Annotated in this window: 16 protein-coding genes; 8 read left to right on the forward strand and 8 right to left on the reverse strand. The window is 57.2% G+C overall.

The genetic code is table 11. The features are described 5' to 3' along the window. Positions 1 to 58: 58 nt before the first annotated feature. The 5 genes from FHS27_RS18690 to FHS27_RS18710 form a co-directional block, all read right to left on the reverse strand. Positions 59 to 1,093: a 5'-nucleotidase, lipoprotein e(P4) family gene (locus FHS27_RS18690; protein WP_184306405.1), complete on the reverse strand. Its 1,035-nt coding sequence runs from the start codon at positions 1,091 to 1,093 to the stop codon at positions 59 to 61. Positions 1,094 to 1,220: 127 nt separating this feature from the next. Beyond that, positions 1,221 to 2,708: a PQQ-like beta-propeller repeat protein gene (locus tag FHS27_RS18695; protein WP_246420137.1), complete on the reverse strand. Its 1,488-nt coding sequence runs from the start codon at positions 2,706 to 2,708 to the stop codon at positions 1,221 to 1,223. A 270-nt stretch (positions 2,709 to 2,978) separates the two neighbouring features. Then, positions 2,979 to 4,424 carry an arylsulfatase gene (locus FHS27_RS18700; protein WP_184306407.1) on the reverse strand — a complete coding sequence of 482 codons (1,446 nt, stop codon included), beginning with the start codon at positions 4,422 to 4,424 and terminating at the stop codon, positions 2,979 to 2,981. Between the two features lie 288 nt (positions 4,425 to 4,712). Continuing rightward, on the reverse strand, positions 4,713 to 5,486 hold the full coding sequence (locus FHS27_RS18705; protein ID WP_221225211.1) for an SDR family NAD(P)-dependent oxidoreductase: 774 nt from the start codon (positions 5,484 to 5,486) through the stop codon (positions 4,713 to 4,715). 217 nt (positions 5,487 to 5,703) lie between these two features. Next, positions 5,704 to 6,717: a ThuA domain-containing protein gene (locus tag FHS27_RS18710; RefSeq protein ID WP_184306408.1), complete on the reverse strand. Its 1,014-nt coding sequence runs from the start codon at positions 6,715 to 6,717 to the stop codon at positions 5,704 to 5,706. 362 nt (positions 6,718 to 7,079) lie between these two features. On the opposite strand from FHS27_RS18710, the gene FHS27_RS18715 reads away from it, so the two are divergent. Further along, a complete protein-coding gene (locus FHS27_RS18715) occupies positions 7,080 to 8,567 on the forward strand; it encodes an SDR family oxidoreductase (RefSeq protein ID WP_315854621.1) in 1,488 nt (495 codons plus the stop codon). Between the two features lie 104 nt (positions 8,568 to 8,671). On the opposite strand, the gene FHS27_RS18720 is transcribed toward FHS27_RS18715, so the two are convergent. Continuing rightward, on the reverse strand, positions 8,672 to 9,094 hold the full coding sequence (locus FHS27_RS18720; RefSeq protein ID WP_184306409.1) for a hypothetical protein: 423 nt from the start codon (positions 9,092 to 9,094) through the stop codon (positions 8,672 to 8,674). Then, positions 9,091 to 11,430 carry a hypothetical protein gene (locus FHS27_RS18725; protein ID WP_184306410.1) on the reverse strand — a complete coding sequence of 780 codons (2,340 nt, stop codon included), beginning with the start codon at positions 11,428 to 11,430 and terminating at the stop codon, positions 9,091 to 9,093. The genes FHS27_RS18720 and FHS27_RS18725 overlap by 4 nt, the downstream gene beginning before the upstream one ends. A 252-nt stretch (positions 11,431 to 11,682) precedes the next feature. Here FHS27_RS18725 and FHS27_RS18730 point away from each other — a divergent pair, with 252 nt between their 5' ends. The 6 genes from FHS27_RS18730 (at position 11,683) to FHS27_RS18755 (ending at position 19,038) form a co-directional block, all read left to right on the forward strand. Next, positions 11,683 to 12,291, forward strand: a complete 609-nt coding sequence (locus FHS27_RS18730; RefSeq protein ID WP_246420141.1) for a putative molybdenum carrier protein — start codon at positions 11,683 to 11,685, stop codon at positions 12,289 to 12,291. 112 nt (positions 12,292 to 12,403) lie between these two features. Then, positions 12,404 to 12,646 carry a hypothetical protein gene (locus tag FHS27_RS18735; protein WP_246420143.1) on the forward strand — a complete coding sequence of 81 codons (243 nt, stop codon included), beginning with the start codon at positions 12,404 to 12,406 and terminating at the stop codon, positions 12,644 to 12,646. Further along, on the forward strand, positions 12,643 to 14,052 hold the full coding sequence (gene miaB, locus FHS27_RS18740) for a tRNA (N6-isopentenyl adenosine(37)-C2)-methylthiotransferase MiaB (protein ID WP_009105362.1): 1,410 nt from the start codon (positions 12,643 to 12,645) through the stop codon (positions 14,050 to 14,052). Before FHS27_RS18735 ends, miaB begins: the two co-directional genes overlap by 4 nt. 249 nt (positions 14,053 to 14,301) lie before the next feature. Further along, positions 14,302 to 15,654 carry a M16 family metallopeptidase gene (locus FHS27_RS18745; RefSeq protein WP_184306411.1) on the forward strand — a complete coding sequence of 451 codons (1,353 nt, stop codon included), beginning with the start codon at positions 14,302 to 14,304 and terminating at the stop codon, positions 15,652 to 15,654. Further along, positions 15,647 to 16,906: a M16 family metallopeptidase gene (locus FHS27_RS18750; protein ID WP_184306412.1), complete on the forward strand. Its 1,260-nt coding sequence runs from the start codon at positions 15,647 to 15,649 to the stop codon at positions 16,904 to 16,906. Before FHS27_RS18745 ends, FHS27_RS18750 begins: the two co-directional genes overlap by 8 nt. After that, on the forward strand, positions 16,903 to 19,038 hold the full coding sequence (locus FHS27_RS18755) for a hypothetical protein (protein WP_184306413.1): 2,136 nt from the start codon (positions 16,903 to 16,905) through the stop codon (positions 19,036 to 19,038). Before FHS27_RS18750 ends, FHS27_RS18755 begins: the two co-directional genes overlap by 4 nt. A 376-nt stretch (positions 19,039 to 19,414) precedes the next feature. On the opposite strand, the gene FHS27_RS18760 is transcribed toward FHS27_RS18755, so the two are convergent. After that, a complete protein-coding gene (locus FHS27_RS18760) occupies positions 19,415 to 19,714 on the reverse strand; it encodes a hypothetical protein (protein ID WP_221225226.1) in 300 nt (99 codons plus the stop codon). Here FHS27_RS18760 and FHS27_RS18765 point away from each other — a divergent pair. Continuing rightward, positions 19,686 to 21,518 (forward strand): heavy metal translocating P-type ATPase, encoded by a 1,833-nt coding sequence (locus tag FHS27_RS18765; RefSeq protein ID WP_184306415.1) that lies wholly within the window; start codon positions 19,686 to 19,688, stop codon positions 21,516 to 21,518. The two genes, FHS27_RS18760 and FHS27_RS18765, sit on opposite strands and share 29 nt — an antisense overlap. The last annotated feature ends 4 nt before the right edge of the window (positions 21,519 to 21,522 follow it).

Here is a 21,522-nt window from a genome sequence, read left to right on the forward strand (position 1 = left end):
GACGCGGGCGGCTGCGTGAAGACGCTTGATCATGATCACGGCCGAGAACGAGACCAATCTACTCGGCACTCGCGTTGTTCAGCGCCTCGTACTTTTTGCGAAGTTTGACCTCGTCGTCGGCGGAGTCGTTCCAATCGTAAATCGAGCGTTCCCATCCGCCGTAATTGGCATTTGGAAGTTGCATCCATTTGACACCCCACATCTCCGCATGCTCGACCGCAATTTCACGTCGTGTCTGCGCCGTCGGTTCGTTTCCGATCGAAACAAAATCGTTGAGATCGTCGCCGATCAAAAGAAGGATCCGATAGCGTTTGGCGATGTGAGCACGCCGTGTCGCTTTGTCTGACGTCCATTCGTCACGTTCACGCTTGCTAAGAATGCGGTCGGCTGCGTCGACTTGGATCAAATCGAGTTTCTCGAGGTTGCGGCGGGTTGCGTTTTCGACAGCGTTCTCTCGGTTTGTGACGAAGAAGACTTCCACCCCTGCTTCCTCAGCACTCGCCAAAAATTCCTTCACGCCAGGAATCGGTTTGGCCGCGGCTTCCTCAACCCACTGTTGCCACGACTCCGGCGTGAATGCCTCATCGGTCTGAATCAGTCTTGCTTGGTAGGGTGAATTGTCGAGAACCGTTTCATCGATATCGAGAATTACGGCGGTTGGTAACAATGGAGTGTCTGTGCTTTCGGCGAGTGCCGATTGCTGGACTAAGTCCGCTGACCAAGTCGGATCGTCGATCGCGTTTTGCAACTGAGTTGTGGCGAGACAATAAGTTTGACGACAAGTCGCGTAGTACTCTGCGGAGGTCTGCATCCACAATGTCGCATCAAGATCCTCGTGCGTCTTTCGCGTGCACGGTTCTGAATTGGTCTCTGTGCGCGGATCGAGGGGGGCTGGATCTGCCGCTTCACCTAGCGAGGCGTCGTCGAGCTGCTCGAAGAACACGGCTTCGTTAAGCAAGGGTGCCTGGTGTGGTTTCAGCTGAGATGTTCGACCGTTGGCGCTCTGCTGGGTTGACGCGACGGGCGGTTGGCATCCCAATTGGCCAATCGCAATCAATGCGACGAACGTCAGCGGTACGAAATGATCACGCACGAGAATTCTCCTGAGGAAACAGAATTGAGAATATTGTCGAACAACCGGTAAGGAAGTCTCGATGGCAACATCATAGTCTCAAGGACAATTTTGATTCCGAGAGGATCGTATCTAAGACGAGTGCCCACTATTTGAGTTGGTAGCAGAGCAGTCGGTCGTGATCGTGGAGGTAGAGTCGGCCCCCGGCGATGACGGGATGTGCCCAAGCGTTCTTGTCGCTGCGATCAGGTTGACTGAACCGACCTTTCTCGCGGTATCCGTCGGGTGTGGCTTCTACCAACGCGACATCGCCGCGTTCGCCGCGAACGTAGAGATGGCCGTCGGCATACGTGACGGATCCTTTGCCGACACACCGGTCTTGCCACTCGATGGAACCGGAGTCCCAATTTAGGCACAGCAGGACGCTGTTGTTCGTTCCATAGATGTAACCGTCATGCAGCACGAATCCGCCGTGGTGGCTCTCCATCTTTTTGACAAAGTAGGCTTCGTTGACGTTCCAATTTCGGCCGCGTTTACTAATGCGTGCGAGTCCTCCTCCGGTGCCATACGCACTCGCCGCGAAGACGCTGTCCCCGTGGACGATAGGTGTTGAGCAGTTTGCCGTGTCGTTGGCCGGAGCGTCGTAATGCCAGAGTGGCGTCCCGCGAACCGCATCAACGCCTACAACGCCACCGTGCAGGAAGGCGACATACTGACGGGTGCCGGCGACGGTCGCGACGATGGTTGAGGAGTATGCGGCGCGAGCGAAATCGCCACCGGTTGTTTGGCCCACGGGCGCGTTCCAAATTGGAGCCCCGTTGTCCTTTCGCAGTGCGACGATACTCGCGTTGTTTCCGCCAGGCGTGCAGATCAATTTGTCGCCATCGATTAATGGTGATTCGGCGTATTCCCAGTGTCCGTGTTCTCCTCCGAAATCACGCTTGAAATTCTTTTTCCATATGGGAGTTCCGTCGGATTGGTTAATACACACTAGCGTGCCGTCGCTGCCGATCGCGTAGATGCGTCCGTCGTTGATAATCGGTGTCCCCTTGGGGCCGGGGAATCCACCGCCGCTGCCTTTGGAACCGATGTTGGCTTCCCAGATCGCGTCGCCGTCTTCTGTTCGTCTCGCAAAAATAAATTCTTGATTTTCTCGCGTGCCGAGAACGTAGACGACGTCTCCAACGACTGCGGGCGTGGAATACCCTTCACCAAATCCGGTGACATTCCATGCCAACTGTGGCCCGCCGGAAGGCCACTGAGTCAGCAGTCCCGTTTCGGGACTCTTGCCGTCTCGGTTCGGACCCCGCCACTGCGGCCAATCTCCGCCCGCCAACGTTGTCTCGGGCTGCGAGGGAGAGGGGGCCGCTTTGTCACGCAGGCTACGCAGATAACTCCGGTCGGAATCCGACAAACGAGAGTGCGCCATGACAACGATCTTGTCGTTGTCTTCTCGCTGCAGTCGCACGCGAGTACCGTCGTCCTCGAGTATCTTCAGTCGTACACCGCTTCGCGTTCCGTCACTGGTGGTCCAGTGTCGATATTCGTCGGCATTGGGTTCCTGGCCGAATGAAGGCTGGCCCGCGAGCAAGCAAGCAAGGAACGCGATGCAGTAAGCGATTCGTTTTGTATTCAATGAGTTATCCCCGATTGCTAGCGGCACCGGAAAATCGATGCGGTGGCGAACGTCCAAACGGGGAAATCATACCATCTTGAGATGCACCGAGGTTCGCGACCGCTGGCGATCGTATCGACGCAAGTTGAGCATTGCGTCCTGAACTCCGGGGAACGCTGATGCGGGCTGTTTACCATGAGGTTATTGGACGGTCGTCGGGACGCTTTTTACCTCGCGAACGAACAATTGGGGGCAATGGTTCGACATGGCTTAGTGCTACCGCGTTTGCGACTATTTACGTTTGCCGGGGAAATTGAATTTCGCGATCGGCGATTCGGTTCGAGCTTCTTGGATTCGCTTGGTCAGTTCGGCGGCGATCTCGGGATGCTGCGCCGCGACATTCGTCGTTTCGGCGGGATCCGACGAAAGGTCGTAAAGTTCGACGGGTGAGTCGGGATCGACCGAAACGTTGTACCGGATCGCTTTCCAGTCGCCTTGGCGAATCGCGACGCGGCCTTTCATTTCGTGAAATTCCCAGTACAGGTAATCATGTTCGGGCTGCTTGCCCCTGCCCAACAACGTCGGCAAGAATGAGACGCCGTCGATATCATCGGGGGTCGGTTGACCGGTAATTTCGGCGACCGTTGGAAGCACGTCCCAGAATGCGGAAAGGTGATCCGATGTTACACCGGCGGGAATCTTTCCAGGCCAATTCGCGATCATCGGGACGTGGATGCCGCCTTCGTAGAGATCGCGTTTGAAGCCGCGTCGCGAACCGTTGGAGTTGAAATATTTCGGATCGTGTCCGCCTTCCGTATGCGGGCCGTTGTCTGAAGTGAAAATGATGAGGGTGTTTTCAGCGATTCCCAATTCGTTCAGCTTGGCGACAAGCTGGCCCACGTCTTCATCCATGATTTCAACCATGGCGGCAAACGCGGCATGAGCTTCGGGCTGCGATCCATATGCAGACTTGCGAAAACGTGGGCCTGAGTCGACGCCATCGTAGGAACTCTCAGGCAGAAATTTGCCACGGTATTTTGCCATCTTCTCTTCCGGTGCAAACATTTCTGCGTGTGGTTGCACGAGCGCGTAGAAACAGAAAAAAGATTGGTCTTTATTCGCTTCAATGAAATCGAGTGTCTGTTCCTGAATCAAGTGAGGTGCGTAATCTTCGGTCTCGGTTCCGAAGTTTCCCCACAGCATTTCACGTTGGTTGTCGTTCCAGAGGAAGTACGGATAGTAGTGGTGTGCTTGTCGCTGGCAGTTGTAACCGTAGAACCGATCGAATCCCATCTTCAGTGGTTCGCTGACGCTGCCCGGTGCACCGAGTCCCCACTTGCCGAATAATCCCGTCGTGTACCCTGCACGCTGAAGCATGTGGGCCATTGTGACGGTGTTCGCCGGCATCGGTTGTTGGCCTTCGGGCATCAGTTCGGCGTTCCCACGCACGGCGGCGTGTCCGGCGTGTTTGCCCGTCAACAAAGAGCACCGCGACGGGGCGCACACGGTACTGCCCGAATAGTGACGGGTGAATTTCATGCCCTGTTTCGCCAAGGCGTCGATATTGGGCGTTTGGAAATGCGTTTGTCCGTTACAACTCAGATCCCCGTACCCGAGATCGTCGGCCAGAATGTAAATCACGTTGGGACGACCGGCGGCGTCGGCGGTTGAACCAAGTCCCGAGATGACCGATGTCGAGACAAACAGGAACAGCGACGCGATGAGCAGATTTTTCATGGGGAGGACTCTATGGCGGGGGGGACTTCGAGGCCTCTCTATTGTGATCTACCAAACGCATCGAGCAAGGTGACACCTGGAGGAAGCGATTCACTGTTCGTTGGGACTCTTCCCCATTTGAGGACCACGTCACTGCGAATCGGCATAAGTAGGCCGCTCGCGTATTGGTCCCGCTTGGTGAGTTGCAACGTTCTTACCGAATGACGCCAACCGGATGACGCCAAACTTCAGGGGGCTGAATCTTGGCAATTCCAGCTACGACGAAGGCGCGTCACCGTTTGAATTGTTTTAGATCGAACGGATGAGTCCGCCCTCGACTCGCAGCGAACTGCCGTTGACGGCGCTGTTCTGAGCCAAGAAAACGGCACCGTCGGAGACTTCTTCGACGGTCGCAAAACGTTGGATGAGTGACGTGGGTTCGTGTTCGCGGAAATAGTTGTCCAGGACTTCCTGCAGTGGGCGACCTTCCTGTTTCGCCAAACCATCGAAGTACGATTCGACGCCATCGGTCCAAGTCGGCCCAGGTAACAAACTGTTCACTCGCACCTTGCTGCCTTTCGTTAACTCGGCCAGTCCGCGTGATATCGAGAGCATCGCGGTCTTGGTCATCGAGTAGTGAATCATCTGAGGCAGCGGTTTGATGGCCGCTTCGCTGGCAACGTTGATGATCGCACCGGAATTGCGTTCGAGCATTCCCGGCATGAGCGAGCGGCATAGGCGAACCATGCTCATCACGTTCGTTTGAAAATAGTCGATCCAAACGTCGTCTTCGAGTTCGAAGAAATCTTCGACGCTGAAGACACCTGCGTTATTGACCAAAACCTCAATGGGCGCAAACGCACCGAGTTGTTCGAGGACTTGGTTCGTCCCCTCCGCGGTCGACAGGTCGCCCCAAACGGCGCCCGTCGCACCAACGGCCGTCTTGGCATCCGTCGCACCGGACTCGGATCGACTGTGGACAATCACGCGTGCGCCCTCTTGAACAAAACGGGTTGCGATCGCGTTGCCGATGCCTTTTGTCGATCCGCTAACAAAAACGGCTTGGTCGTTGAGAGTATTCATATCAATCGGTCTTTGGTTGGATGGAAGGACACCCGCGTTGTTCGGCACCGTACCAACAGGCACGGTTTACTGGACGACCGATGGGAGGCGACTGCATGATTGGAACCGAAGATTGGATTGAGATCGGAAGCCCCCGTGTCCGTATTGCGGTTTCCGTATGCGGCTCGAGGACAGCATTCCGGGTTGAGGAATTCTCACGCTTCGGCTTGATCACGCACTACTTTGCCAATTGTTTGGCTTTGGCCTTTCTGACGCGGTTCTTTTGCCCCGCTTTGGCGTTCTCGTAGTCTTCCATTGAAACGTTTGTTGCGGGCGGAAGCTGCATGAATTCTTCGACGTTGGGAAGTGGGATGCGAGGATTTTCCTTTGGATAGGTGTCAAGGTTCTCGTTAAGAGCGTCTTCCGTGACGGTGTCCGACGGAACGCCGTCTTGAGGAACGTCGGCACCGGCGACCCAAACGATGGCGTTGAGAACGAGTTTTCGATAGTCATCAATCGCCCAATTGCGGTGGTAGTGGCCGCCCGTAAAACCGACGCCGCGTCCACCGTCCTCACGTTGAACTCCCCACATCAACGTTTGACGTTTTCCGATTCCGTCGACGCCGTGTTGGTTCCACAAGTTGATGACTCGTTTGAGTCGTTCACGTGTTGGGACAGCGGTGACGAGATCGAGAACTTGGTCGCGATCTTCCTGGAAACGCATGTTGTAGTAGAACTCGTCGTAGGCTCGAACGAGGTCGGTGACGCCGTTTGAAATCGGATGCTCAGGAAGAGCCTGGAGGTCGGCGACCCAGTGTGGGTTCACGGACCATCCGGTTTCCATCGCGCCGCCGATCCACGGGCGAAAGTAACGCTCGCCCTGTTCAGCACTCGGATGCACCGCGTAGTGCATGAACATCAGCCCCACACCCGATTTGGCGAGTTGATCGGCGCGTTCCCACCCGTGCTGGATGACACTGGTTCCGTCGGAGTAGATGACGACCGCGTCAACGTCTTTGAAAACGGACTGGTCTTCGGGCCATCCGTTGATGACGGTTGCTTGAATATCCAGCCCGCTCTGCTCATTAAGGGCTTTCGCGAGCAGGCGGCAACCGGCGTTGAACTCGTGCTCGCCCGAGGCGTGAGAGCGTCCTCCCGCGAGGAACAACACGTTCGTTGTGTCGGCCGAAGCCGTGTTGGCAAAGACGACTGGGCTGAGTGCGAGAAGCAAGAGTGCGAATTTTGTGGCCATCGGTGTTGGGGAACCTTTTGGTTGTGATCTCGATCAATGTTGTGTACGGCGACGCAGACTGCGAGGCGGTTCGATTATATCGCGAATCGAACCTGCGTGGTCGCACCGATGCCACTTCTTCGCTAGTGAACTGATCCGAATGATCGGGCGTTTCCGCATCGGCGAGGACGCTCCGTATCGCAATCGCGATCGCGTGCTCGGATTGGATTCAAGCTATCAGTGCCTGCTCGCGTCGCCCTTGACGACAATCCACAGTTCAACGGGCGTGTGCTCGGGATCTCCGATAGGCGTGACCGGATCCGCGCTTTAGGATCACGTGGTGTTCGACGAACATCAGCCAACTCTTGCTATCGGGATCAATCGTGCCGGAAGAATCACTCGCGTCGCAAAATCCGCCGAGACGCATTCTCGTGTGCGGGGCGACCGGGTATGTCGGCGGTCGTTTGGTGCCGAAGCTTTTGGATAACGGATATCGGGTTCGATGTTTGGTTCGAAGTCCCGAGAAACTGCGGGCGTTTCCATGGTGCGATCATGAACGTCTCGAGATCGTTCAGGGCAATCTCGATGATCTGCCCGGTGTGCGAGCGGCAATTGCGGGAGTCGACGCGGCCTATTATCTCGTCCATGCGATGATCAGTGCGGGAGGCGACTACGCGAAACGGGACCGCGAACTGGCGAACACCTTTGTCGAAGGATTGAAGGACAGCAGTTGCCGCCGCGTGATGTATCTCGGAGGCCTGGGGGAGTTGGGCCCTAATCTCAGCATGCATTTGCGTAGCCGCGGCGAAGTTGCGGATATCCTTCGACAAAGTGATGCAGAGACGACGGTGTTTCGAGCCGCAATGATTATCGGTTCGGGGTCAGCATCGTTCGAAATTCTGCGTTACCTGGTCGAGCGTCTGCCGATCATGATTACCCCGAAATGGGTAAAGATGGAAACGCAGCCGATCGCGATTCGCGACGTGCTGCGGTACTTGGTCGAGTGTTTGGACGTGCCGGAAACGGCGGGCCGCACGATCGATATTGGTGGGCGTGACATCCACACGTATCAGAAATTGATGCAGATCATGGCGAAATCATTGGGGCTGCCGCGACGGATCATCATGCCGGTTCCCGTGTTAACGCCTCGATTGAGTTCGGCATGGATCTCGTTGGTCACGCCGGTCAACGCGAGCATCGCCCGACCGTTGGCCGAGGGTTTGCGAAACCGAACCGTATGCCGCAACGATGACGCACAGAAATTGATGCCTGGCCCGTTGTTCGGAGTTGAGGATGCGATCGATGCCGCGATCGGAAAACTCAACGACGGTGATATCGAAACGCGTTGGTCGACGGCGGGGGAAATGCCGGGCGATCCGGAGTGGTCCGGCGGGACGGTCTTTGACGATGTGCAAACGGTGAAGGTTGCCGCCAGTGCCGATGCGACGTTTGCCGCGTTGAGCCGAATCGGGGGCAAGTCTGGTTATTGGGGGGCGGATTGGTTGTGGTGGCTTCGTGGACTCTTGGATAAATGCGTCGGCGGGCCTGGCTTACGTCGCGGACGACGCCATCCCAACGAACTCAGTTACGGTGAAGCGGTCGATTTTTGGCGAGTGAGCGGGTACGAACGAGGGCGGTGGTTGCGCTTGCACGCCGAGATGAGGCTCCCTGGAGTCGCCGAATTGGAATTCCGCGTCGAGCCGCAAGGACCGGATCAATCACAGTTCGTGCAAACGGCTCGTTTCCGCCCACGCGGGTTGCTCGGATTGGCCTATTGGTACTCGGTCTGGCCGCTGCACTTATTCGTCTTCCCGCGGATGGTACGCGGGATCAAACGTGACGCGGAGCTAGGTTCGGTTGCGTCGGAATGAGCGCGTGACGCAGTGAGATTCATCGTAGCCAGACTCGCCAACGTTGCGGTGGGCGTGGACGGGTGCCAGAAGTCTCGCGACATTCGCTGCGTTTTTATGCCGCGTTAAGTTGCGGATTGTTTCGGATCGACTCGGCGGAGCGTTGCCAAATGAGCGATTGCGGCGACGGCCATGGTGGCGCCGATCCAGCCGTGGAAATCGATCAGTGCGACCATCCATGAGGTGGTCGTCGATGGCATCATGCACGCGTACATGCTGGCGATCGTCAAAAAGCCAGACAGAATCAATGCCCAAAAGGTCCACGCGGATCCACGCGTCGGTATCGGCGCCGACAACCAGTCGGTCCACCGGAGAATCGCGTACAAGGGCAATCCGATCACGACCACGCCACTGGCGGCCATGTGCGCGAGCAATCGGTAGCCGCCGAAGTGGCCACCCCACCATGTTGGCAGTGAGGTTCCGAAAAGGACGACGGTGGCGATCAGCACGCCCGCAAAAGTTAAACGTCGGATGAGTGCCAACATCATGCTGTTCTCTCTGGGGTAGGTTGTCCGCCCGATGCCATCTCGCCCCGCCGGTGTGCGGACGCCGCCAGTCCGAGCAACATCATGACGCCGAGAACGACCAGCGAAGCGGCCACCAACAATTTGTACAACTTGCGACCGCCGAACATTTGATTCCACAGCAACCGATCCGATTCGGCGAGCCCTTGCAGGCTGGCCATTGCCGAGGGCTGACCCGCTTTTGGGGCGGGCCCCATGGGCGTGACAGTGGAGGCGAAGATCAAACCGTCATCGGCGTGACATTCCAGACAGCCCGTCGCTCCGAGTGACCATCCGGCCGGCCGGACGTTGTGAGCCATCGGCCAAGAAACCATCGAGACGGCTTCAGGATTTTCGACGGTAATCTCTTCGAGGAGCCGCGTCGGGACTTCCGTTTGATCGTCTTCGGCATTGGGTTTGGCCTCACTGCGTTCCGCGTCCGCGACCTCGTCTGCTGAATCTGGATCCGATGGAGCGGCCCGGGCATAGACGACTCCGGTGGAAACGTAGACGGCCTGTTCAACGCCGAGTTCTTTTTTGAGAGTTTCCAGCGACAAGGCGACCTTTTCGTCGAACAGCTCTTCGCCTTGCTTCATCTGCAACGCGTCGACCAGGTCACGCTCCTCCGGCGTGTATTCACTCGCATCCACTTTGCCACGTTCTTCCCCGAGCAACTCGACGAGGTCACGTGATGAAAGTTTTGGCTTGGACACTTCTTCGATGAAACCACGTCGAACCCGGAGAGAACGACGCGTCGCGGTGTAGACCTTCTCGGGCGACAGCGGGATCACTTTCCCATCTCGGATTTCGCCCCAGTAAGCAGGCCACATACCGCGGGCCACGGTGACTCGCGAATGAGCCTCCTCGTCGCTCGCGTGATCGAGATCCGAATGATCATCCGCTGATGTCGATTCGGGAATGAACAGCGGGCCACGGATGGAAGGCAGTTCGGGACCCGTTCGGTGACCTTTGTCACCGAGACCGTGTGACAGCGAGGTCATCAATCCGCCCGCCGTCGACGAAGGAATCGGGCCGCTGTGGCAGGCGGTGCAGGTCAATTTTTTAAAGTGGACGGGAGGCAGGCCTTCATGGTTGGGCAGAGGGGCACCGAGCCGACCGGGCCGGTTCATGATTTCACGCTGCGTGATCGAATTTTCGGCTTCTTCTTCGTCGAGATAAAAGTCCGTTCCGAGGTGGCACCCGACGCAATTGAGCGTGGTCATCGATGCGAACGATTCAGGATGCTGTTCGCCTTCGAATCCGCGAGCGATTTGGTGGTCGATGCCGTTGCGATGGCAATCGGTGCACTTCATGCCCGCTCTCAGGTGAACGTCGGTGTCGTGGATGAACCGTTCGTCGATTCCCACACCCTCAGTCACCGTCCGCTGGCTGTGACATTGGTAACAGGCATTGTTTTCGACATGGCGAACGAGATCCATGAACACCGAACCGTCGGGGCCGAATCGACTCGCGTCGTACTGTACTTTCGGAAGTTTGGCTTGAACCTTTGGATCTTCGGGATCGGAACCTTCTTTGATTCGAGCGACCGATCCATCGATCTGCCCCAGTCGAAGAGCGGCAGTGGGCGCCCATGCGAAGTTTTCGGATCCGATCGTGCTTCGGCGCAGTTCGAAATCATAGGCACCGGATACCGCGTGGCAGACCATGCAATCGACTTCCAAGTCACCGGTTAACGCCCATCGAGAAGGTTCGGCGTCTTCGCTTGAATCGTCTGCATCTGATTCAGGCGAAAGTGTTTTTCGCTCGTCTTCGGAACCCGCGCCGCCTCCGGGGAGTCGACCTCCGAATTGCCGAACCATTTCCAGTTCGCTGATTCCAATTGACGCCGGATTGAATCGGCCGGGCCAATCGCGATAGCTCAGCGGCAGTTGCGTGCCGGTCCGTTCGTCGGTCCAAATCCAGGGTTCGCCGGGACGACCGTCGACGACGTGTTCATGTGATGGCTGTTCCAACTCGATATCAGCGTCCTCATCCGCTGCGTCGTTTTCGGCGGCAGATGATCCTTTCGACGTCGCACGAAGGGCGTGGCTGCGGAATGCGTTGAAGTGCCAACCGTGCGAGATTGTTTCGAAATCATGACATCGCCCGCAAGTGTTCTGGGGCGAGTACGGCTGGTCGGAATCTGGTGTGATTTTACGATTGTTGAGATCGTAGAGATCGATGTGGTGCAGATACCGCTTATCGCTGTCGGAGTGCGCGAAACGGCGTCCCCCGTCTGCAGCAAAACTGACACCCGGGACGGTCGCGAATAGCACCGCGCCCCACGCAAGCTTCGTCAAGAAAATTTTGAAGTATTCCATGATTCAGGTTTTCGTGTTCTCGGAGAACCAAGTCAACATGGGGGACAGTACGCCGCAGGGGGAGCTTTAAAATAGGCAATCTCGGCGTAAGGGGCTTTTGAGCTTTTGAGCAATGTCGAGTCCCGATCGAAAGGAGAACTGCGCCTCAGGGGTTATAGACTAGAGCAACGGAAGTCGCCGCGGCGTTTCGTGGCATCCTTCGCGTTTTTGGGGTTCGGATGAATCCAGCGACTGCGACCGGTTCATCATCACATGAATCGCATTGGTCGTGGGTTTCGTATGCTGGTTGCCATTTTGACGACGTTCGGTGGTTCGCTCGCGATTCCCCGGTCGCGGACCCGTCGCTATATTGTGCCCATGCATTCACCCGATCTTTTTACCGGACTTAACCCCGCTCCTGAGCGATTCGTTCCCGACAAGATTGTTTCGGGCGGCCAGACGGGCGTCGACCGTGGGGCGCTCGACGCGGCCATGGATCTCGGCATCGCACACGGTGGTTGGTGTCCGGCGGGGCGATTGGCTGAGGATGGGCGTGTGCCGTCGGAATATCAGCTCGACGAGTTGGAGTCGCGTTTTTATCCAGACCGGACCGAGCAGAACGTGATCGATTCCGACGCGACTTTGTTGCTGTACCGCGGTCAGATCAGCGGCGGCACCAAATTGACGCTGCGGATTTGTCGAAAGGCGGGCAAGCCGTCTCTGAGCGTTTCGATCGTCGATGCAAGCTCCGCGGCAGAGGAAATTGCGGTGTGGCTGTCCGAAATCCGGCCCGCGGTGCTGAACGTCGCCGGCCCACGGGAGAGTAACGCGGCGGGGATCCAAGCCGAAACACGTGAATTATTGGTCCGATTGCTCGGATGACGACCCATTTGCCGTGAGGCGATTGCCACACCGGCACCTTCATTTGCCTCGGTCATTCGTGGGCGAGATACCGACAGATGCCTTTCGGAAAACCCTCTCGGGCGGTTATCCTATGACAATGAACGGATTCCCGAAGCCTCCCCTTGTCGCCCCGAACCTGATCGCCGAGGGCGTATTCTCATCCATCAATTGGTTGTGGGTCATCGGAGCCGTTGTGGCGGCCTGCATCATCACGTCGGCGATGGGACGTCGCCAAACGAGATTGACCGAGTTGCTTCGCGTCCACGTTAAAAAACATAAGGACGCAAACATGCCACCCGAACCCGCTAACGAGACCGAAGATTCTCCGCAATGACCAAAACTGTTTACATCAAAACCGTCGGCTGTCAGATGAACGTGCTGGACAGCGAAATGGTCATCGCTGACCTCAAACGTCATGGCTATCGCGTTGTCGAGACGCCCGCCGAAGCAGACCTGCTGCTGTACAACACGTGCAGTATTCGCGAGCAAGCCGAGGAGAAAACGTATAGCGCGTTGGGCAAACTGCGAGACACGAAGGCTCGGCATCCCGACAAGAAAATCGGCGTGCTCGGTTGCATGGCGCAAAAGGATCAAGAAGTCATCTTCCGTCGCGCTCCGTTTGTCGACATGGTGGTCGGTCCGGGCCAACTGCACGCGCTGCCTCAACTGATCACGAACATTGATTCGGGGGAAGGTCGCCAGATGGCGGTTTCGCTCTCGCGGACCGATGGCAAGCAAGCCGTCGTGGCACGATCACACGAAACGTTCGATCCTCTGCGTGATCCGTCGCAGCGGCCGACGCCTTTCCAAGCCTACCTGCGCATTCAAATCGGCTGCGATAAGTTTTGCACCTACTGCGTCGTGCCGAACACTCGCGGTCCCGAACAAGGTCGCTCGCCGGCCGAAATTCTTGCCGAAGCACGAACGTTGGCGGATCAAGGTTGTCGCGAAATCACGTTGCTCGGCCAAACGGTCAACAGCTATCGCCATCGCAGCGACGACGGGGATACGGACTTGGCCGCGTTGCTCGAACAGTTGCACGAGATCGACGGGATTCAACGTCTGAAATTCGTAACGAACTATCCGAAAGACATGACGGAGCGGTTGTTGACGACGGTGCGTGACTTGCCGAAGTGTTCGCCGTACCTTCACGTGCCGGCCCAAAGCGGCAGCGACGAGGTTCTCAAACGGATGAAGCGCGGTTACACGATCGCTCAGTACATGGAGATGTTCGAACGAATCGAATCCATTCTTCCCGAAGCCGCCGTCAGCAGCGATTTCATTGTCGGCTTCTGCGGCGAGACGGACGAGGATTTCCAGAAATCAGTGAAATTGATCGAACGCTGCCGTTTTAAGAACAGCTTCATCTTCCAGTACAGTGTTCGTGGTGGAACGAAGGCAGCCGAGCGGCTCGAAGACGATGTGCCACGCGAAGTCAAAGCGGCACGTAACAACGAGTTGTTGGCCGTCCAAGACCGGATCTCGAAAGAGGACAACGAGAAGTTGATCGGCTCGACCGTCGAGGTGTTGGTCGAAGGACCGAGCAAGAAGGCCGACACGTCGGATCCGGATGCGGCGGTCGTTCAAATGACCGGCCGAACACACTGTGATCGCATCGTGGTGTTTGACGGAAATCGACGCCAAGCCGGACAGATGCTGGACATTCACGTCGACCAAGTCAGCAGCCACACGTTGATCGGACGCGTCCGCACGGTCGAACTCGTCTCGATCGGACTCTAGCGGAGCCGACGGGCTCGCCGACCTGGTCCGTTTGCGATTATTAAACGCGAGCCCGGACCGCGACCAACTAAGTCAAGAACCGTCCCTCCGGTCCGATGTTCCAACGCCGCAGCAATACCCAGGTCGCCCACACGCCACCGACACCGCACCAGCTCGCTGAATCCCAGTGTTCTGTGTCCCAGTGATCTGAGTCCTGTGACCTGCAAACCTGAAAACTGCGACCTCTCAACCTCCCACCCCTTCATCTTTATGCTCTCAACCGCGACCCCGCCCGTCAAAACTCGCAAACTCGCCAACGGGATGACCGTGGTGTGGCAACAAATGCCGTGGTTGCGAACGGCCGCCTACACGATGTGGATGCCCGGCGGCGTTTCCGCTGAAATCATGAGCGTGTCGTCGGACTTTGATCCCATTTCGCGTTGTGGTTTGGCATCGTTGACCGTCGAGATGGTGCAACGTGGGGCTGGGCCTTACAACAGTCGCCAACTCGTCGCGGCGGAAGACAATTTGGGGATCGACTCAAACGGTTCGTCGTCGACCAGTATCACGGGATTCTCCGCCGCGATGCCCGCCGACTCGCTAGTCCCCGCGATCGGTTTGCTCGCTGATCTCGTGCGTCGCCCGCACCTTCCGATCGACCAGTTCGACGACGCGAAAATGATGCTGCGTCAGGAGATGCTCGCCAATCAAGATGAGCCGACTCAGCGATTGATGCGGCGACTGCGGGAGCGTCAGTATGGTGTCGCGTTGGGACGCAGCGGCGTGGCGAGTCCGCAAAGCCTCGAAACGCTAACCATGGACGATGTTCGTGAATTTTACACCGAGCATTACCACGCCGGCCAAAGCATCCTGTCGCTCGCCGGTAACTTCGACGACGCTCAAGTCAATGACGCCATCGATGCCGCGTTCGGTGATTCGAAGTCCGGGTCGTGGGATGGGCTGCCGACGCCCGATCCGATCGACGGCCACGAGCACATCGAATTGCCGAGCAGCCAAACGCACATCGGATTCGCGTACGACAACATTCCATATGGGCATCCAGAGTATTTTGTGATGCGTGCCGGAATTGGTATCTTGAGTGACGGGATGAGCAGCCGATTGTTCGATCGCGTTCGCGAAAAACACGGTTTGTGTTACAGCGTTTTCGCGAACACGCATTCGGTGCCCGCGAGCACCAACCGTGAGGGCAAACCGATTCCTGCCGCCGGGGCTGTTTTCGGTTATGCGGGAACGACGCCTCAGCGTGCTCAACAAACACTCGATCTCACGCTTCACGAGATCAAGCATCTTTGCGATGACCTAGAGGAATCGGAGCTCGAGCGTTGGAAGGTTCGCATCCAGAGCAGCCTGATTATGGAACAGGAATCGGCGAATTCGCGTGCCGGATCGCTCGCGTCGGACCAGTTCCAACTCGGCCGCGTGATGCCGACCGAGGAACTCGAATCGATCATCGAAGCGATCACACTGGAACAGATCAAAACCTATTACCAATCGCACACGCCTGAGTCTTTCCGAATTGTGACAATCGGGCCCGAGCCGCTCGCCGGCGGTGTCTTGTTCGACGATTCAACCAACCACGCTGAGGGAGACAACCATGAGTGAGTTTCGGTCGGTTACTTTAGACAACGGATTGCAGGTCGTCGCGGAAGTCGATAACCGGGGATATTCCGCTGCGATCGGGTACTTCGTTCGCGCCGGTGCACGAGATGAAAACGACTCGCAATCGGGGTTGAGCCATTTTCTCGAGCACATGATGTTCAAGGGCACCGCCACACGTAGCGCCGCCGACGTCAACCGCGAGCTCGATGAACTCGGCGGCCAGAGCAATGCGTACACGAGCGAAGAGCAAACGGTTTACTACGCGGCGGTGCTGCCGAAGTATCAACGGCGGATGGTCGATCTGCTTTCCGACATGATGCGTCCACGCCTCGATGCGGATGAATTCGCGACCGAACGCGGCGTGATCCTGGAGGAAATCGCCAAGTACGAGGACCAACCTCCCTTCGGCGCGTTTGAACGTGTCATGGAATGCTGTTACGGCCCCCGTGGGTTGGGACGGCGTGTGCTCGGTACGACCGAGTCCATTACGAACATGCATGTCGATACGATGCGTGACTACTTCAGTGCCCGTTATCGTCCGGAGAACATGGTTCTCGCCGCGTCGGGCAACGTCGACTTCGACGATCTCGTTGAACAAGCAGGCGAAGCCACTGCGGCGTGGAACGACTTGCCGATGCCCGCGGAGTTTGCGAGTGACAATAAGGACGTGTTGCCCGAGGGCGTCGAATTGAATCCGCGATTGTCGGTTCCCGACGCGACGCAGGCCTACCGAGTTACTTTGTCGGGCGGCCCTTCGATGGCGGCGTCCGATCGATACGCGATGCGATTGCTCGCTTCAATCATCGGTGATGACGGGGGCAGCCGTTTGTTTTGGGATTTGATTGATACCGGACGCGCAGAAATTGCGACACTTTGGCCGCAAGAATATTCCGACACCGGTGCGTTGTTCTCGTACCTCGTTTGCACTCCCGATCAGATGGATTCCAACATCCGATTGATGAACGAGGCGATCGATCTGGTGGTTCGTGACGGAGTCAAACAAGATGAACTGGACCAAGTAATCAACAAAACGGTCGCGGGAGTGATCATGGCTTCGGAACGTCCATCCCAGCGACTCTTTGGCTTGGGAAGCCACTGGCTCTGTTGCCGTGAATACTTGTCAACCGATGAACTGCTCGATGCGTATCGACGCGTTGACGTCGCGGCCATCGGAGACGCCGCACGGAACTATCTCTGTTGTGAACCGACCGAAGTGATCGCTTCGGCGAGCGATGAACCGAGCTTAACAACATGAACCGCGGTCAAACCGACGTCCCGCCGCTCCTGCGGCTCGATGACCACACGACGATCCTTCCGATCATCCACGGCAGCGGCCAGTTCGCTTGGCTGACACGTCGGTTTTTGCTCGAACACCGTTTTGACTGCGTTGCCGTTTCGCTCCCGGAATCGTTTCGGGAATCGGTCGAGCAAGCGGTATTGGAATTACCGAAGCCTTCGATCGTAATTCAGAAGCCGGCGCCGACGTTCGAGTCGAATTACGACGCGGCACACGATTTCAAAGGCAGCTACGACGATAGCGACGCGGATGATTTTGATGATGACGGGTTGGATGAAATCGCATCGAGCTACGTGCCGATCGATCCCTGCCAAGGCGTGATCATGGCGATCCGGGCCGCGATGGGCGAACACATTCCCCGGGCGTTCATCGATCTCGAAACGAATCATTTTCATCCCTTTTCGACCGTCATGCCCGACCCGTACGCGGTTCGCCACGTGCAATGCGAAAAGTTTGCAGCGGCTGTCTTGCCCAGCATTCCGCGGCCGAGCGACGAGCAGACGCGCGATCGGATGGCATACATGGCCGCGCGGCTGGTCGGGCTCAGCCAAACGTACGATCAAACGTTGCTGGTAACGAGTGTCCTGGATTGGCCGTGGATACGTGAGGCTCATAGGTTGCTCAAAGAGGGCAAGGGACGAGACGTTGATGCGTTCGAGCACGACCACGTTTCGGTTCCGCAAACCTACGCAGTCGATCCGAAAACGTTGCTGTTCCTTTTCGGTGAGCTGCCTTTCATCACTGCGCTGTACGAACGGGCTCGTCGCGAACTCGAAGAGGACGCCAACCTGCAGATTGACGGTGTCAAGGAACTGTTGATCGCGGCCAAGCAAAGCTACATGTCGGAGTTCAAAAACCGCGCCCGACGCGTCACTCCACTGTTGTTGTCGAAATGCCTGAAGTACATCCGCAACTTGTCGCTCATGCACCGGCGGATGACGCCGGACATGGTGACGATTGTCACCGCGTGTCAGCAAATTCTCGGTGACCAGTACGCGTTGCACGTCGCGGAGATCGCGAGCCAGTATCGTTTGAAGCGATCGGTGATTGATCCGGGGCTCGAGCCGACCGGAAATGAACCGATTACGGATTCGTCGAACATCCCTTTCCACGAGCAATTGACCGACGCAGTCGATCCCGACCTCGATCCAGATCATTTGGACGACGATCCGTTCACTGCTGACCTGAGTGACGAGGACATCGCGGATTTTGGTTCGTGGCAGTTTGAGGGCGAACCGACGGTCACACTCGGTATCGATCAAGGACGGTTGCCCGATGGTGATATCGTATCGTTGGTCAGTCGTTTGCCGGGGCCTCCGCTGACTTGGCAGACTCTGTCGTTGCAACGACGACCGACGAAAGATGAGCGTTCGCGATGGGAATACAGTTGGAACCCGTATTCCCAGTGCAGTTATCCGCCCGAAGACGAACGCATTGAGATGTTACGCAACCGCGTCTGCGAGCGTGCACAAGCGATTATGGGGCAGGACTTGGCGCGAACGGAGAAGTTCACGACCAGCGTCAAGGACGGAATCGATATCCGCGACACGTTGCGGCATTGGTACGAGAAACAAATCTACGTGCGTGTCATTCCGCCGAGTCGCGGGAAGCTCGACGCGTGTTTGATGCTGTTTGATTCGCCCGCGGATCCGCGTGATTATCCATGGCGAACGACTTGGTTCGCCGAGCACCAATGGGAATCGACGTTGGCGTTTTTCGCCAGCGATTTTTCCAAAGAAATGGTCGGCCCGGGCATTGGCTTGGGCACCTACGGCGGCGCCATGTTCTTGTATCCGCCCGTACCAATCCCGGATATCTGGATGGATCGCCGTCTCAACTTTACCGAGACACTCGAAGAGCGCTTGATCGCCGCGGCTTGCATGCATTCACGTGGTCGACAAATCGCACTGATGAGCGGTTTGCCACCGGGGGCAGGATGGCGTCGCTTGGCGAGGCGATTTAAAAAGCAACTCGTCCACGTCCCGCTGACGTCGTTCAGCGACGAAGAGGTGCAACAACTCCGTATGGTCCACGTGCTCAACGGCAGCGAAGTACGAAGCTACGCGTCCGAGTTCATCCGCAAAGCCTAGCTGCCACTCACGAAGCGATCTGGGAAGACGTGAACTGGATTACTGACGAAACCCGATGCAAACCGACCCGCGATGTTCGACCGGCATCAGGCCCGGAGGGCCGGCAGAACCTTTGCCGGGGCTGCTAAGCCCCGGTACGCGTATCAAGCCAAAGCGAAAGGCCTGAAGGGCCGACACAACTGCGGTTTGCGCATGAACTCGCTAAGGGGTGTATCGGCCCTCCAGGCCTAGCTGCGTCATTGACATGGCTGCCGGGGGTTAGCACCCCTGGCAGTGATTGTGTCGGCACTCCGTGCCTAGCCAGTTCCCGAATCGACCCAGCCAATCTAGCGAACTCTAGCACTCGCCAATTTCGCATGTCCAATGATGGCAAAGTTTAGTTGTAGGTAACACGGCCACTGATCCGCACATGTTCGTTTACGCCGGATGCTTCCTCCTCCATCGCCTTCTGACCAATCCGATTGGTGCGACGATTTGCGACACGGTGATCGGTGATGTGCGACGCTTTACGGCGTGGGCGGGTGATTGTGGTCGCGGTATGATGCAAGATTGATTTGACACGATCTTGCAATCTCACTTCAAAGGGGATTCCCCTGGCCGCCAACACGACGAGTTCCGATCTCACGCAGTCGTGGAAGTCTCGTGAGATGCTGATTGCGGTCTTCACCGTAGTCATGATCACCGTGCATCTGGTCATGCGATTTTGGATCATCACGGACGAGACGGCGTGGAATGTTCCGTTATGGTGTGTGCTGCTGTTCGGTGGCGTGCCGCTCGTTTGGGATCTGTTGCGAAAGCTGTTCCGTCGCGAGTTCGGCTCAGATTTATTAGCCGGGATTTCGATCGTCGTTTCCGCGATGCTCGACGAATATCTCGCGGGTGCGTTAGTTGTCCTTATGTTGTCCGGCGGTGAGGCTCTCGAGGCGTATGCGGTGAGTAACGCTTCGTCGGTGCTCCGGGCGTTAAGCAAACGGATGCCTTCAGTGGCGCACCGAAAGTCCGGGGCTACGGTCGATGATGTTGCCCTGGCCGATATCGTCGTCGGTGATCTCGTGGCGGTGTTCCCGCATGAGACGTGTCCCATCGACGGGATCGTGACGGAAGGTCACGGGGTGATGGATGAGTCGTACCTGACCGGCGAACCCTACATGATGTCGAAGGCACCAGGGGCCGCGGTGTTGTCGGGGGCAATTAATGGTGATTCGGCGTTGGTGGTCAGAGCCGACAAACTTGCGATCGATTCACGATACGCGAAGATCATGGAGGTGATGCGGTCGTCGGAACAACAGAAGCCGCAAATGCGGCGAATGGCCGATCAACTCGGCGCCTGGTACACGCCACTGGCCGTTGCCATCGGTGCGGCGGCTTGGATCGCCAGTGGTGATCCGGTGCGTTTCTTGGCGGTGATGGTCGTCGCAACGCCCTGCCCGCTGTTGATCGCGATTCCAGTGACGATTATCGGTTCCATTTCGCTGGCGGCGCGACGAGCGATTATCGTTCGTGATCCGGCATCGCTTGAGAACGCGGACACATGCCGCACGCTGATTTTCGATAAGACCGGAACGCTGACGTATGGCGAGCCCAAGTTGGTGAAACAATCGGTGATTGACGAGAGCCAACGGCAGACCATTTTATCATTGGCGAGTAGTTTGGAAAGGTACTCGAAACATCCGTTGGCCAGCGCGATGAGGCTGGCGGGAAAAGAGGCCGGTGCGGAACAGCATGATGTGACGGAAGTCAGTGAACCTCCCGGGCATGGAATGACGGGGCGAGTGGCTGGTCATCAGATTGAGATCACCAGTCGTAAGAAATTGCTCGCCCGCGACCCCGCAGTAAGCGATCGATTGCCACCGCAATCTGGAGGGTTGGAGTGCGTGATTCTGATCGATGACGAGTACGCGGCGACGTACCAGTTTCGAGACACGCCTCGATCCGATGGTGCTTCGTTTATCAAGCATCTCGAACCGAGACACCAAGTGAGCCGCACGTTGCTGGTGTCTGGAGATCGCGAATCGGAAGTCACGTATTTGGCCGAGCAAGTTGGCATTCTGGAGGTCTACGCGAGCCAGAGTCCCGAGCAGAAACTGGATATCGTCAACGAAGAGACGGCGAAGGCAAATACGATCTTTGTAGGCGACGGAATCAACGACGCCCCCGCACTCATGGCGGCCACCGTCGGTGTTGCGTTTGGACAAAACAGCGACGTGACGACCGAGGCGGCTGATGTGGTCGTTCTCGACAGCTCACTGCAAAAGATTGACGAGTTCCTGCACATCAGTCGTCGCATGCGGCGTATCGCGTTGCAGAGTGCGATCGGGGGAATGGCGTTGAGTTTGGTAGGAATGGGATTCGCGTCAGCGGGCTATCTGCCACCGGTCGCGGGTGCGATCTGCCAAGAAGTGATCGACGTTGTCGCCGTTCTCAACGCGCTGCGTGTCGCGATTGAACCCAAAACGTTGATCGACTTTGAGAGAGCGTGAGCAA

This window comes from Aporhodopirellula rubra (genome assembly GCF_014192335.1).
In the GTDB taxonomy this organism is placed as follows: domain Bacteria; phylum Planctomycetota; class Planctomycetia; order Pirellulales; family Pirellulaceae; genus Rhodopirellula; species Rhodopirellula rubra.

Bases quoted from the DNA above. Each gene is read 5' to 3' on its own strand.
- FHS27_RS18720 (WP_184306409.1), bottom strand. From the start codon at position 9,094: ATGATGTTGGCACTCATCCGACGTTTAACTTTTGCGGGCGTGCTGATC.
- FHS27_RS18750 (WP_184306412.1), top strand. From the start codon at position 15,647: ATGAGTGAGTTTCGGTCGGTTACTTTAGACAACGGATTGCAGGTCGTC.
- miaB (WP_009105362.1), top strand. From the start codon at position 12,643: ATGACCAAAACTGTTTACATCAAAACCGTCGGCTGTCAGATGAACGTG.
- FHS27_RS18725 (WP_184306410.1), bottom strand. From the start codon at position 11,430: ATGGAATACTTCAAAATTTTCTTGACGAAGCTTGCGTGGGGCGCGGTG.
- FHS27_RS18760 (WP_221225226.1), bottom strand. From the start codon at position 19,714: ATGACTACGGTGAAGACCGCAATCAGCATCTCACGAGACTTCCACGAC.
- FHS27_RS18755 (WP_184306413.1), top strand. From the start codon at position 16,903: ATGAACCGCGGTCAAACCGACGTCCCGCCGCTCCTGCGGCTCGATGAC.
- FHS27_RS18730 (WP_246420141.1), top strand. From the start codon at position 11,683: ATGAATCGCATTGGTCGTGGGTTTCGTATGCTGGTTGCCATTTTGACG.
- FHS27_RS18745 (WP_184306411.1), top strand. From the start codon at position 14,302: ATGCTCTCAACCGCGACCCCGCCCGTCAAAACTCGCAAACTCGCCAAC.
- FHS27_RS18705 (WP_221225211.1), bottom strand. From the start codon at position 5,486: ATGAATACTCTCAACGACCAAGCCGTTTTTGTTAGCGGATCGACAAAA.
- FHS27_RS18735 (WP_246420143.1), top strand. From the start codon at position 12,404: ATGACAATGAACGGATTCCCGAAGCCTCCCCTTGTCGCCCCGAACCTG.
- FHS27_RS18700 (WP_184306407.1), bottom strand. From the start codon at position 4,424: ATGAAAAATCTGCTCATCGCGTCGCTGTTCCTGTTTGTCTCGACATCG.
- FHS27_RS18765 (WP_184306415.1), top strand. From the start codon at position 19,686: ATGCTGATTGCGGTCTTCACCGTAGTCATGATCACCGTGCATCTGGTC.
- FHS27_RS18710 (WP_184306408.1), bottom strand. From the start codon at position 6,717: ATGGCCACAAAATTCGCACTCTTGCTTCTCGCACTCAGCCCAGTCGTC.